The organism is Brevibacterium sp. GP-SGM9 (assembly GCF_047300845.1).
Lineage (GTDB): Bacteria > Actinomycetota > Actinomycetes > Actinomycetales > Brevibacteriaceae > Brevibacterium.
The window spans coordinates 2,709,503-2,721,367 of the sequence record NZ_CP178563.1; the positions used below are offsets into that span (position 1 = coordinate 2,709,503).

General features: G+C 67.4%; 12 protein-coding genes. 4 read left to right on the top strand and 8 right to left on the bottom strand.

The genetic code is table 11. From position 1 onward, the window contains the following. Positions 1-8: 8 nt before the first annotated feature. The 3 genes from ACH82I_RS12240 to ACH82I_RS12250 are packed head-to-tail and all read right to left on the bottom strand — an operon-like array spanning position 9 to position 2,170. Complete coding sequence (locus ACH82I_RS12240; RefSeq protein ID WP_413332929.1) at positions 9-386, bottom strand: hypothetical protein; 378 nt, start codon at positions 384-386, stop codon at positions 9-11. Next, positions 383-1,540, bottom strand: coding sequence for a serine hydrolase domain-containing protein (locus ACH82I_RS12245; protein WP_413332931.1), 1,158 nt, complete (start codon positions 1,538-1,540; stop codon positions 383-385). Before ACH82I_RS12245 ends, ACH82I_RS12240 begins: the two co-directional genes overlap by 4 nt. Before the next feature lie 51 nt (positions 1,541-1,591). Continuing rightward, positions 1,592-2,170 (bottom strand): ArsR/SmtB family transcription factor, encoded by a 579-nt coding sequence (locus tag ACH82I_RS12250; RefSeq protein ID WP_413332933.1) that lies wholly within the window; start codon positions 2,168-2,170, stop codon positions 1,592-1,594. Positions 2,171-2,262: 92 nt separating this feature from the next. Here ACH82I_RS12250 and ACH82I_RS12255 point away from each other — a divergent pair, with 92 nt between their 5' ends. Both ACH82I_RS12255 and otsB read left to right on the top strand, forming a co-directional pair. Beyond that, positions 2,263-2,985, top strand: a complete 723-nt coding sequence (locus ACH82I_RS12255) for an HdeD family acid-resistance protein (RefSeq protein ID WP_413332935.1) — start codon at positions 2,263-2,265, stop codon at positions 2,983-2,985. Positions 2,986-3,113: 128 nt separating this feature from the next. Continuing rightward, positions 3,114-5,759 carry a trehalose-phosphatase gene (gene otsB / locus ACH82I_RS12260; RefSeq protein WP_413332937.1) on the top strand — a complete coding sequence of 882 codons (2,646 nt, stop codon included), beginning with the start codon at positions 3,114-3,116 and terminating at the stop codon, positions 5,757-5,759. A 25-nt stretch (positions 5,760-5,784) separates the two neighbouring features. Here the strand turns inward: otsB and ACH82I_RS12265 are convergent, their stop codons facing one another. Then, positions 5,785-6,237 (bottom strand): MaoC family dehydratase, encoded by a 453-nt coding sequence (locus ACH82I_RS12265; RefSeq protein WP_230746365.1) that lies wholly within the window; start codon positions 6,235-6,237, stop codon positions 5,785-5,787. 126 nt (positions 6,238-6,363) lie between these two features. On the opposite strand from ACH82I_RS12265, the gene ACH82I_RS12270 reads away from it, so the two are divergent. Next, positions 6,364-6,891 (top strand): DUF1990 family protein, encoded by a 528-nt coding sequence (locus ACH82I_RS12270; protein ID WP_230746363.1) that lies wholly within the window; start codon positions 6,364-6,366, stop codon positions 6,889-6,891. A gap of 76 nt (positions 6,892-6,967) precedes the next feature. On the opposite strand, the gene ACH82I_RS12275 is transcribed toward ACH82I_RS12270, so the two are convergent. The 4 genes from ACH82I_RS12275 to ACH82I_RS12290 form a co-directional block, all read right to left on the bottom strand. Then, a complete protein-coding gene (locus ACH82I_RS12275) occupies positions 6,968-8,098 on the bottom strand; it encodes a D-alanyl-D-alanine carboxypeptidase family protein (protein ID WP_413332940.1) in 1,131 nt (376 codons plus the stop codon). 170 nt (positions 8,099-8,268) lie between these two features. Next, entirely contained in the window at positions 8,269-9,555 is a 1,287-nt protein-coding gene (locus tag ACH82I_RS12280) for a sensor histidine kinase (RefSeq protein ID WP_413332942.1), read from the bottom strand. Between the two features lie 4 nt (positions 9,556-9,559). After that, a complete protein-coding gene (locus tag ACH82I_RS12285; RefSeq protein WP_413332944.1) occupies positions 9,560-10,585 on the bottom strand; it encodes a response regulator in 1,026 nt (341 codons plus the stop codon). After that, positions 10,585-11,286 carry a hypothetical protein gene (locus ACH82I_RS12290; protein ID WP_230746357.1) on the bottom strand — a complete coding sequence of 234 codons (702 nt, stop codon included), beginning with the start codon at positions 11,284-11,286 and terminating at the stop codon, positions 10,585-10,587. The genes ACH82I_RS12285 and ACH82I_RS12290 overlap by 1 nt, the downstream gene beginning before the upstream one ends. Before the next feature lie 240 nt (positions 11,287-11,526). On the opposite strand from ACH82I_RS12290, the gene ACH82I_RS12295 reads away from it, so the two are divergent. After that, positions 11,527-11,805: a hypothetical protein gene (locus tag ACH82I_RS12295; protein ID WP_230746355.1), complete on the top strand. Its 279-nt coding sequence runs from the start codon at positions 11,527-11,529 to the stop codon at positions 11,803-11,805. Positions 11,806-11,865: the final 60 nt, after the last annotated feature.

Consider the following 11,865-nt stretch of genomic DNA (forward strand, 5'->3'; position numbering starts at 1 on the left):
GCCTCGCCTCACCCGAGCAGCAGTCCCGGCAGCACGAGCGCTCCGGCCACGACGAGCGCCAGCACGGCCGAGAACCCGAGCCCCGAGGCCTCGGACCGTCGGGCCTTCGCATCCTCGGCGCGCCACGGCAGGTCTGGCCACACCGTGACCGCCCTGTACGTGGTGAACACGCAGACGGCGATCACTGCGAACCAGATGTAGATGAACCAATCGGTCCAACCCCCGAAGGTCGCGATGAGGCGGACGAGGAGGATCATCAGCAGCGCGGTGGCGAGCCCGCCGAGCATGCCCATGCGGGTCCGCGCCCAGGTCGATCGCAGTGCGGTATAGGCTCCCCAGGCGACCAGGGCGGCGGCGACGATGGTTTGGACGAGTTCGGGATTCATGGTCGGGCTCCTGCCTGTTCGGACGACTGTTCGGAAGGCTGTGCATACGACTGCGAGGCGTCATCCGTCGAGATGAGATCCGCGGCTCCGTCGACCCAGTTCGCCGAGTCCGAGAGCACGATGATGCCCTGCTCGGACTTCGGGTCGAAGCCGAGGTAGGAGGCGTATCCGCCGGTGCCGCCGTTGTGCCAGGTGAGATCCGGGGTTCGGTTCGTCGTGGTCATCCACGCCCAGCCGATCCGGTCGGATTCGTCGAATTCCTCGCGAGGTTCGACCGCCTCGGCGCCGGGGGCCGTGCCATTCATCGTCGCCCGCAGCCAGAGACTCAGATCATGCGCGGTCGAACGGATCGCGCCGGCCGGTGCCGAACCGCCCAACGTCCAGGGCCCCGCAGGCAGGCCGGAGGCGGTGTATCCGTGGGACAGACCCTCCGGTGACGAAGGCACAGAGGTGTCGGTCATCCCCAGCGGTTCGGTGATCCGCTGCCGGACGAGCTCGCCGTAGTCCATGCCCGCCGCCTCGGCGACGGCCTGCCCGAGGACCGCGAACCCGAAGTTCGAGTACTCCGGTTTCTGCTCGCCCACATCGACGCCTTTCAGGCTGCTGACCAGGTCATTCGCATCCCCTTGGTAGGGGTCGGTGTGGAGATAGTTCGCCATGATGCTCGCCACGCCGTCGCCGAAGCTCAGCGCCGGCTCCTGGGCGGGCAGGCCCGAACGCTGCATCGCGATCGAGGACAGCGTCACCTCGGCGACGTCACCGTGCAGACTCGGCCAGATCTCGCCGAGGCGCGTGTCCTCGCTCAGTTCGCCGCGCTCGACCGCATCGGCGTAGAGGGCGGCGGTGAAGGTCTTCGTGATCGATCCGATCTCGAACTTCGTGTGCTCATCGGCCCCGGCTCCGGCCACGGTGACCTGATCGCCGTCGACCTTCGCAGCGGCGATGTGCTGCCAGTGCGCGCTACCGAGCGCCCCCTCGAGCTCACCCAACAGCGTCGGGTCTCCGGTCGGTTCGCCCTGGAATCCGCGGGGCAGAGGAGTGATGAGCAGGAGCAGCACGGCCACGATCGCGGCCGTGAGGATCGCGGTCAGCCGGCGCCGAGGCGGGGCCGGGGAATGCCTGTGATGCTGCGTTGGTGCGGTGGCGACGTTCATGGGTCCTCCAGGTGTGAGGGGTGCCGGATCGCTGGGCGGGTGTGGGATCAGTCAGCGGGTGCCGATGAGGACGAGGGTGAGCAGTGGGATGATCTTCTGGGCGGGCACGCGCCAATGCCCGCGCCGCGAGTTCTCGAGCCACCCGGCCCCGGCCAAGGCGTTGACGTGGTGGTAGATCTGCCCGGTGGTTCCGAAGCGCTCGTCCCGACCGAGTTCGGCGACCGTGGAGGCGCCCTCGTAGATCGCCTGCAGGAGTTCGAGACGGACGGGATTGCCGAGCGCGGCCAGGGTCGGGGCCGCCTCGGCGAAGCTGAGGTCGCCGAGCGACGCCGAGTCCAGACCGACCTGCCAGGAGACCGGGGCATCGGCGCCCGGGGGAGTCGTGTGTCCGGTGTAGGTGACCCCTCCCTCCTCGCCGAGGTGGTCGATGAGGCCGTTGAGCGCCCAGAAGGTGTCATCGCCGGCGGTCGGGCTGCCGGAAGCGCTGCCGTTCACTGCCGGAGCTTCGGGATCCGCCGGCGTCGTGCCTGACATCGTGCCCGACGTCGACGCGGACTCCAGAGCGGCGACCTTGCGCTCGAGCTCGGCCAGCCGATCCTGTAGACCGCTTCCTGATTGCGATGAGTTCATAGCCACATAATACACAGATTACGTAATTACGTAAATTGTCGAATTGAGCCGGATCGGACAGACGCGGACAAGACACCTAAAATGGTGCTGTGATGAGTACCGACGAACCGCGCACCGAGCCCACGCCATCGCGTGCCGATGCACTGCCCCAGACCATCCACGAAGCGAAGGTCCTCGGCGTGCCGATGATCGTCCGCGGCATTCTCGGCGTCATCTTCGGGCTCGCCACGGTCTTCTGGCCCCGTGACTCCCACGACCCCCGATTCCTGTCCCTGGGCACCGACGTCGTCGACTATCTCGCCATCGCCTACCTCGTGCTGTTCGCGCTGACTCTGGTCTTTCAGGGGCTGCGCTCGCCTTTGAGCGTGCGCACCGCCGTCTACGGGCAGGCCGTCATCACGATCCCGGCGATCGTCTTCCTCCTCCTCGCCGACGAACCCGCCGAGGTGCGCGCGGCCATCAGCATCTGGGCGCTGCTGCACGGGCTCATCGAGCTCTGGAACTACCGTCAGCTCAAGTCCCACCCGATGCCCTCGGACTTCCTCATCTCCGCCGGCTGCCATGTGCTGCTCGGAGTCATCCTCATCTTCGGCGCCGACTTCGACGCCCTGTGGATCCTCGGCTTCACCGGAGTCGCCGCCCTCATCGCCGGCGTCATCTTCATCATCGGCGGCTACTCCCGTCTGAGCAGGGCCAAGCTGGTGGCGGCCGCCGGTGCCGCGCAGACTTCCGCAGACGGCCCCGCGACCGGGTCCTCGACCGACCACGAGTCCGGACCCGACGACGAGCCCACTTCGCCCGAGAACGCGTCCTGAACGCAGAACGCTGCACCCGCCTCATCCACGACCCAGTCCGGTGACCACCGCCGGATCCACACCCACCGAACCGCGCCCCCCGACTCCACCAGATCCGCACCGATCCCACTCGAGAAGCCCGAGGTGAGATGAGCACCGTCGACCATGACTACGAGAATGTGTCACCACTGACTCCGATCGCCGCCTCGGTCAGCTCCTCGGGGCTGCTCGGCGACCTTGCGGAGGCGAGCCGCAAACTCGACCCCGAACTCTTCCGCCGCCTCTTCGAGGTCTCTCGCTCACCGTCCCTGCTCATCGCCACCGACTATGACGGGACCATCGCCCCCATCGTCGAGGTGCCCAGTCAGGCCTTCCCGCTGGAGAGCTCGGTCGACTCGCTGCGCGCGCTCGCCCTGCTGCCGTCCACCTCGGCGGGGGTGATCTCCGGACGCAGCCTGCGCGACCTCGCGGCGATGTCGCGGCTGCCCCGCGAGGTCCACCTCTTCGGCTCCCACGGCGGAGAGACGGACACGGTCGCCGTCGATGCCCTCGACGAGGCGCAGCGCACGGCGCTGACCGGGCTGCGCCGCGACATCTTCCGCGATCTTCCGACCGAGATCATCGAGCACAAGACCACCGGCGCCGCCGTTCACCTGCGCGGACTCGACGAGGCACAGCGCCGCAGCGTCGAAGCCGTCATCGACGAACTGGTCAACACCCACGCGATCTTCCCGACCCGCGGCAAGCAGGTCGTCGACCTCGCCGTCGTGCCCTCCTCGAAGGCCGATGCGCTCACCCGACTGCGCGCCCAGACCGGCTCTGAGGTTGTCGTATTCATCGGCGACGACACCGCCGACGAGTTCGCCCTCGAAACCCTCGGAGAGTCCGACCTCGGTCTCAAGGTCGGACACGAACCGGCCGAGACCCACGCGGACTTCCGCCTCGGCTCCCCGGACGAGGTCTCCGTCGCCCTCGCCGCGGTCTATGAGCTGCGCAAATCCTGGCTGTTCGGGCGTCGCGCGACGCCGATCCACCGTCACAGTCTGCTCGGCAACGGGCAGTCCACGGCACTGGTCGACCCGTTCGGCAGCATCTGCTGGATGCCGCACCCGCTGCCGCACTCGGCGTCGATGTTCTCGGAGATCCTCGGCACCGAGGCGGCCGGATTCTTCGCGGTCGCGCCCGAGCCCGGCACGGCCCCGCTGACCCAGCGCTACGTCACGCACTCGACGCTGCTCGAGACCCGTTGGCCGGGGCTGAACTGCCTCGACTACCTGGCTCCGGTCGATGCGAACAGCGACGACACCATCGTCGTCCGCGTGCTCACCGGCGACGTTCCCACCCGGATCCGCTTCGCCCCGCGTCTTGACTATGCGACGGTGCCGACCCGGATGGTTGCGACCGCCGATGGGGTGCGAGTGCTCGGGACCGCCGAGCCGATCAGCCTCATCGCCCCTGGCGTCGACTTCGAGATCGTCGAGACCGGGCAGTCCCACACCGCCGAAGCCCTCGTCGTGCCCTCCGAGATGCCCGGGGGCTCCGTGGTGCTCATCCTCGCCTGCGGCACCGGCACGGGCGATGCCAGATACATGGCCTCGGGCGGTGAGCATCATGTGCGGGAGCGGGCGCTGAACTTCTGGACGAACTGGGTCGACACCCTCTCCATCCCGGGGCACCACCGCGAAGAGGTGATCCGCTCGGCGATCACCCTGCGGGCCCTGTGCCACGAACCGACCGGCGGGGTGCTCGCAGCCCCGACGACCTCTCTGCCGGAGGGTATCGGCGGCGTCCGCAACTGGGACTACCGCTACACCTGGCTGCGCGACGGCTCGATGACCGTGCGCGCGCTGCTCTCGCTCGGTTCGACCGGTGAGGCCGAGGGCTTCCTGTCCTGGCTGTCCGGGATCATGTCCCGCACGGTCTCACCCGAACAGCTGCATCCGCTCTACGCCGTCGACGGCTCGGCCCTGACCACCGAGGCGGTGCTCGCGCATCTGCCCGGATACGCCGGATCCCGGCCGGTGCGGGTGGGCAATGCCGCCGAACACCAGGTCCAACTCGACGTGTTCGGGCCGGTCACGGAACTCCTCGACGAACTCAGCGAGCACCTCGGCGACCTGCCGGAGGCCTATTGGACCCTGACCTGTCAGATGGTCGAGGCCGTGGGCAAGCGGTGGTTCGAGGCCGATCACGGGATCTGGGAGGCCAGGCGGGCGCCGAAGCACAACGTCTACACGCGGGTGATGTGCTGGGTCACGGTCGATCGTGCCCTGCGGATCGCCGAACGCTTCGAGCGGGAGATCCCCGGTGCCTGGCGGCAGCTGCGTGAGCAGATCGCCCAGGACGTGCTCACGCACGGCTTCAACGAGTCCGTCGGCGCGTTCACCGTGGCCTATGGTGAGCCCGACCTCGACGCCGCGGCGCTGTTCGTGGGACTGAGCGGGCTGCTGCCGGCCGACGATCCGCGCTTCGTGGCCACCGTCGATGCGATCGAACGGGAGCTGCGGGTCGGCCCGACCGTCTTCCGCTACCGGTACGAGGACGGGCTGCCCGGACTCGAAGGCGGATTCCACATCTGCACGACCTGGCTGATCGAGGCGTTCATCAAGGTCGGCCGCGTCGATGACGCGTGGGATCTGTTCCGGCAGATGGACAATCTGCTCGGCCCCACGGGACTGCTCGCCGAGGAATACGACCCGGTCGCCGAGATGCACCTGGGCAACCATCCCCAGGCGTACTCGCACCTCGGCTACATCCGGGTCGCGCAGCTGCTCGACGAGTTCCGCCCGAGCTGAGGTCCGGGCTCGGGCGGGGCTCGGCTCACTCGACGAGGAGGGTGACCACCTCGGCGATGCAGGCTGGGCGCTCTTGGCCCTCGATCTCGATCACGTGCTTGAGGACGACCTGGGTGCCCTTGTCGCCCCGGGTGACCTCCTTGACGCTCACGGTGCCGCGCAGGCGGGAGTCGACGGTGACGGGCTGGGCGAAGCGGACCTTGTTGAGGCCGTAGTTGACGCGGATGGACACGCCTTCGATCGTGAAGATCTCGGAGGAGAACTTCGGGATCAGCGAAAGGGTGAAGAAGCCGTGGACGATGGTCGACCCGTAGGGGCCGTCGGCGGCGCGCTGCTCGTCGACGTGGATCCACTGGTGGTCGTCGGTGACATCGGCGAAGGTGTTGATCGCATCCTGGTCGATCGTTGTCCAGTCGGAGGAGCCGAGCTCCTCGCCGATGAGCGATTCGATCTCGTCGATGCCATTGAGTGTGCGCATGCCGGTTCTCCTTCGATCCTGGGTTCTCTGAACGGACATTCGATGGAGAATGCCGTCCTCTCGCACCTTACCGACTCGGATGCGACCGCGCGACGGGCTGTCCGGATATCGGTTAGCGTGGAAGACATGGTCCAGCCCCGCACACGGCCCGAGTCCCTCGGGTCAGAGACTCTGACCCAACCCCTTTCGCCGAGGTGGGTCGACCGTCCCGCAGGCTACCGAGACTTCGAATCCGCGTTCTTCGTCGGCCGCGGACGCGAGACTTTCGAACGCTGCGCCGAGGAGCTGCTGCACTGGGAGGTCAAGATCCGCAGCGGGTTCGACATCGCAGTCGATGGGGGAGCAGGTCGCGTCGCAGCCGGGCAGGAACCGACGATCTTCGTTCGGCTCGGACCCTTTCGGCTGCCCGAACCGGCCAGAGTCATCGAGGTCATCGACACCGCTGACCGGCGGGGCTTCACCTATGGGACGAAGCCCGGGCATCCGATCACGGGAGAAGAGTCCTTCATCCTCGTCCACAATGTCGACGGGCGGGTCTTCCTCGTGCTGCGCTCGGTCTCTCGGGCCGGATTCGGAATCTGGCGCCTCGGCGAGCCGTTCGTCCGCATCGCCCAGATCATCTACCGCCGACGCTACGCCCGCGCCCTGCGCTGACCGGCGCCGCTGCGCTCGCTGGCCCCGCTGGCCTCGCTGGAGCGACGGCCGTCGACTCGTCTTGCGGTGCCCGGACTCAGTGGCCTTTGATCTGCTTCCGGGCGGGGACGTACTCCCAGTGCCAGGGTTCGTACTTGCTCGACTTCGCCCAGTCCGGGTTCTCCCAGCCGTATTCCTCGCCGTGCTCGACCAGCCACTTCCACGGTCCGGACTTGCTCTCAGTACCTCCGCCGAGGTCGAGGGCGATTCCCCAGCCGTGCAGCGAGGTGCCGGCCTTCGCCGCGAGTCCCGGCTTGCGCCCGGCGACGGAGACCTGTCCCTCGAGATTGCGGTAGGAGTCGGTGATCTCGAACTCCTTGCCGGTGTCCTTCTTGTACGCGGCATTCATCTTGGCGAAGGACACGGCGGCGTCCGCGCGGAGCTGGTGGTCCTCGATGCCCAACTCGCAGAGCCACTCCTCGGGCAGCTCTCCATTGCTGGCCTGCTTGTCGAAGTCCTGCTTCGGATCGCAGCCGGGCAGGACGCTCTTGCTGATCGAGCGGCCGGCCGCCTCGGCGTTCTGCTGTTTGGCGCTCGGGGCTCCGACCTCGATGGAGGTCTTGCCGTCGGGATAGGAAGTGTGAGCTTCGACGGTCTCGGGGCTGATGGCTCCCGGCTCACTGGCCGCGGTGGAGTCGACCTTGACCTCGGAGCTGCCGCCGAGGTTGGCGAGCATCACAGCAGCGGTGGCCGCGCCGGCGAGAGAGACGGCGGTCAGCGTCGAGATCGTCGTGGCGCGCTGCTTGCGCACCGACCGCAGGAGGGTTCCGTCCGAGCCGCGTCGGCCCGCGGCGAGAGCACGCACCGAACCACGGCCGTTCTGCGGATCAGAGAGGGATTCTCGGGCCATCGCGTCTCGACGAGGCGAGCGGCCATCTGTGCGCGCCTCGGCGGCCATGGCGGCGCGGCGCGGAGAGAGCTCGGAATCGCCGGATGTCGCACGATTCGTGTTTCCTGCCGGCGGCTCGGGCTGCGTGTAAGTCAACTGCTCGGCGTACGCTGGAGCTGTCGGGCCGACCTGCGCGGGGGCCGGGGCGAAGGGCTCCTGGAATCGGGAGAGGTGCCGCGAGCTCTCGGGGCTCTTGGTGCCGATCGAGAAACGGGAGCGCCGTCGATGGAGGTCCCGCCGACGCACCGGTGCTTCTGCGGTCGAGGGATTCTCAGACATGACTCTCCGTGCTGGACGTGCTGGTTCGTGCGAAAGCGCCGGACGAAGCCGACGCCTGAAATCTTATGTCACAGAATCATAACGCCAATATATACAGATTGTCATATTCGGCGGATCTGCGGAAAGAGGAGCGCCTCACGGTCCCGTGGGGCCACCTCGGCGAGGGGACTTCAGCTGCTGCTGTCCTCGAGGTACTGCCGCAAGGCCAACTCCTGGGCTTCCTGCTCGGGGAAGACCACCTCGGTGCGGGCACCGCCGGTGACGGGATCGTTGCTGAAGATGAGCTGGATTCCCAGCAGGCGGGCCTGCCCTTGGGCGATGACGAGGCCGAGCCCCATTCCGCCGCCGCCCGCGGAGACGAAGCGGGTCGGTCCGGTGTTGACGATGTCGGGCGGATAGCCGGATCCCGAGTCGGCGATGACGATGCTGCGGGTGCTCGTCTCCAGGCGGATCGGGTCGGCGCCGTGCTTGATGGCGTTGACCAGCAGGTTCGAGATGATGCGCTCGAAGCGGCGGACATCGGTGACCAGGCTCTGATTGAGTGCGGCGAACTGTGTCTCGATCTCGTGCCCGGCGAGAGCTCCGGAGGCGGCCATCGTCCCGAGCAGTGAGCGGATGGCCTGGTCGATGTCGACGCGGGTGAATTCGGGGTTCGCGCGTCCGGCGTCGAGGCGGGAGACCTCGAGCAGATCCTCGACGAGGACCTGCATGCGCTGGACCCGATCCTTGACGAGCTCGGCGGGTCGGGAGTCCTCTTGGAGCAGGTTCGCCGCGTTGACCAGCCCTGTCAGGGGTGTGCGCATCTCGTGGGCGAGGTCGGCGGTGAAGCGCTGCTCGGAGTCGATGCGTTCGGTCAGCCTGGCCACGGCCGTGTCCACCGCGGTCGCGAAGGCCCACACCTCCTGGTCGGCTTCGTCGACGACGTCGGCGATGCGCGTCGAGGTGTCCCCGGCGGCGATCTTCCGCGCTGCCTGGGCACCCTGGGTCAGCCTCCGCGAGATCCGACCGGCGACGATGGAGCCGATGCCGCCGACGACGAGGGCGGATCCGATCATGCCCACGAGCAGCGCCTGATCGATGCGGCCGATGAGCTCCTGACTGTCGGCAGTCGAGGCGCGCACGGAGATCACCTCGGTGTAGTCACCGACCTCGATCGGGGCAGCAGCCCACACGATCTCCTCACCGTCGACCTCGGAGCGCATGGTCACGCTCTGGCCCTTGAGTGCCGAGGAGCGCGCGTCGGCAGGCAGCTCGGGATCGTCGAAGCGGGCGTTGAGGGTGAGCACCCCGGTCTCGGAGAAGATGTTGGTGGCGTTCGCGAGCTGATCGGTCACCGTCGCGCGCATCCGGTCGTCCTCGGCTCGTGCCGCGGATTGGCGCAGCACGATGGAGCAGGACAGCACGGCGATGATCACAGAGGCGACGATGAGGAGCGAGATCTTCCAGCGCAGCGACATTCGATCAGCCTGCGAAGCGGTATCCGAATCCGCGTACTGTCTCGATCATGTTCGCCCCGATCTTCTTCCGCAGGCGCTGGATGTGGACGTCGACGACGCGGGAGTCGCCGGCCCATTCGTAGCCCCAGACGGTGAACGCGATCTTCTCGCGCGAGTACACGTGCTCGGGCTGCTCGGTGAGCAGGAGCAGGACGCGCAGCTCGGTCGGGGTCAGATGGACTTCCTCGCCGTCGATCTCGACGGTCAGCCGTCCGGTGTCGAGGACGAGCGAGCCCAGGCGGGTGCGGAAGGGCCCGAGTCCGCCGCCCTGTCCGGACGATCCCTGCGTCGAGGCGGGTGCCTGCCCTGTCCCTGCCGGCTGGGCCCCGCCCGCGGCGTTGGCAGGCACGGAGGGTGCGGCTTCGGGGCGGGGCGGAGTTCCGCCGTCCCCGCCGATCGCGGCCTCCTCCTCGGAGCCTTCCGGCGCCGAGGTGAATTTCCCGCCCGCACCCAGGTACGTATCGTCGGACTCGAGTTGGGCCCGCAGGCGATCCCGCGTGTCCATCCCCGGGCTGGCCCCGAGCACCTCGGGGATGCCGTCGCCGGTGATCATGCCGCCGGGACCGATCACGGTCTCGTGTTCGTCCTCGGGTTCGGTGGTCGGTGAGTAGCCGAGCTTGTCCGTGCCGGTGGTGATGAAGCGGCGGACTACGGCGCGGATGCGGGCGTTGAGGACCTGCATGTCGAAGGGCTTGGTCAGGTAGTCATCGGCTCCGGCCTCGAGAGCCTGGACGATGTCGATGGCGTCTGAGCGGGCGGAGATGATGATGATCGGGATCGTCGAGCGTTCGCGCACCGCGCGGCAGATGGAGGCGCCGTTCATCGTCGGCAGCATGAGGTCGAGAAGGAGGACGTCGGCACCGTGGGCGGCGACGAAGTCGTATCCCTCGCGGCCGTCGGCGAAGGCCGAGACCGTGTAATCGAACCGTTCGAGGCCGATCTGGGTTGTCTCTCGGATGACCTCGTCGTCCTCAACCAGCACAATATGCATTACGTTTCTCCATTAAGCCGCGTGAAGCGTTGACCCGGTTCAAACCTACCTTCATGCAGGCGGAAAACCTGCACCGACCAGCCCGAGGGGCTGCGGGGATCATCCCCGTCGACGAACATCGCCTCCTGGATCACCAGTGTGCCATTCTTGCCAGGGTTCAGTGTGAGCTGGTTGCCGGTGGCGATGAGCTCGAGTCTGGGCTTGGCGTCCTTCTCGCTGATGACCGCTCCGGCCACGATCTCGCTCTTCTGCTTCGGATTGGCCACGGCGACGACCTGGAACTTCTTCTTCCCGTCGGTGTGCCTGTCGCTGCTGGTGAAGGGCTTGGAGAACTTCAGGCAGTCCTCGCAGTCGGCGAGGACCTTCGCCGTCTCGGTGGCCTTGCCGGTGACCGCGACCCCCGAGGCGTCTTCGATGGCCTTGCGGATCTGTTTGAGCGAGAAGGGCTTGTTCGGTGGGCCGGCGTCGGCGTTGGGTGTCTCGAAGAGTGTGGGCGAGGGATTGGCCTCGGATTCGACCCGCAGGCCCCGATCGGGACCGCATGCGGTGGCGGTGAAGAGAGTGACGACGGCGAGGATGATTGCCGCGCAGGCGCGCAATCGTGACGTGCGGGCATCGCCGAGGCCGAGACCGGGCATGAGCCGGCTCGGACGCAGGGGACGCGACGCCTCGTCGGAGGCGTGTCGGGTGGGGATGGACACACAGTCATTTTTGCCTGTATTCCGCGGTGAGTCCACTCTCTGTTCCCCACAGGCGCGTCCACGAGGAGGACGGGGCGAGGATGAGGAGGATGACGTGGTGGGGCGCGGGCAGGGGCGCTGGGAAGAGCGCTGGACGGGGCGGAAGCGCTCTTGCGGCTGTGATCAAGGTGCCTTGGGGCAACCTCGGCGAGGTGATCACCGAATGATCGATTCTCAGCCTGGGTAGCTAAACTGGTGGGCATGGCACCATCCGATTCTCCGAAGAAGGCCGCCGGCGGCAAATCCACGAGCACCGTGTCCTACAAGGACGCGATCAAGGTGGGATTCGTCTGCGGCATCGTGACCCTGGTTCTCGCGGTCATCGTGACCCGCGCGTGGCAGGACCCTCGCGCCTTCGGATACGCCTTCGTCTTCGCCGCTGTCGCGTTTGTGGTGGTGTCCGTCTTCGCGAGCATCCTCAACTGGGTGATGCGCAAGGACACCCAGAACAAGGACCAGTCCTACCCGATCCTCAAGTAGGATCCAGCTCTCAGCTCTCGGGCCTCAAGTCTCAGGCCGACCCGAGCCTCTCCGCAGCCG

What these genes read in the sequence shown, in the direction of transcription:
- ACH82I_RS12240 (WP_413332929.1), bottom strand. Translation starts at nt 386, where the DNA reads ATGAATCCCGAACTCGTCCAAACCATCGTCGCCGCCGCCCTGGTCGCC.
- ACH82I_RS12245 (WP_413332931.1), bottom strand. Translation starts at nt 1,540, where the DNA reads ATGAACGTCGCCACCGCACCAACGCAGCATCACAGGCATTCCCCGGCC.
- ACH82I_RS12250 (WP_413332933.1), bottom strand. Translation starts at nt 2,170, where the DNA reads ATGAACTCATCGCAATCAGGAAGCGGTCTACAGGATCGGCTGGCCGAG.
- ACH82I_RS12255 (WP_413332935.1), top strand. Translation starts at nt 2,263, where the DNA reads ATGAGTACCGACGAACCGCGCACCGAGCCCACGCCATCGCGTGCCGAT.
- otsB (WP_413332937.1), top strand. Translation starts at nt 3,114, where the DNA reads ATGAGCACCGTCGACCATGACTACGAGAATGTGTCACCACTGACTCCG.
- ACH82I_RS12265 (WP_230746365.1), bottom strand. Translation starts at nt 6,237, where the DNA reads ATGCGCACACTCAATGGCATCGACGAGATCGAATCGCTCATCGGCGAG.
- ACH82I_RS12270 (WP_230746363.1), top strand. Translation starts at nt 6,364, where the DNA reads ATGGTCCAGCCCCGCACACGGCCCGAGTCCCTCGGGTCAGAGACTCTG.
- ACH82I_RS12275 (WP_413332940.1), bottom strand. Translation starts at nt 8,098, where the DNA reads ATGTCTGAGAATCCCTCGACCGCAGAAGCACCGGTGCGTCGGCGGGAC.
- ACH82I_RS12280 (WP_413332942.1), bottom strand. Translation starts at nt 9,555, where the DNA reads ATGTCGCTGCGCTGGAAGATCTCGCTCCTCATCGTCGCCTCTGTGATC.
- ACH82I_RS12285 (WP_413332944.1), bottom strand. Translation starts at nt 10,585, where the DNA reads ATGCATATTGTGCTGGTTGAGGACGACGAGGTCATCCGAGAGACAACC.
- ACH82I_RS12295 (WP_230746355.1), top strand. Translation starts at nt 11,527, where the DNA reads ATGGCACCATCCGATTCTCCGAAGAAGGCCGCCGGCGGCAAATCCACG.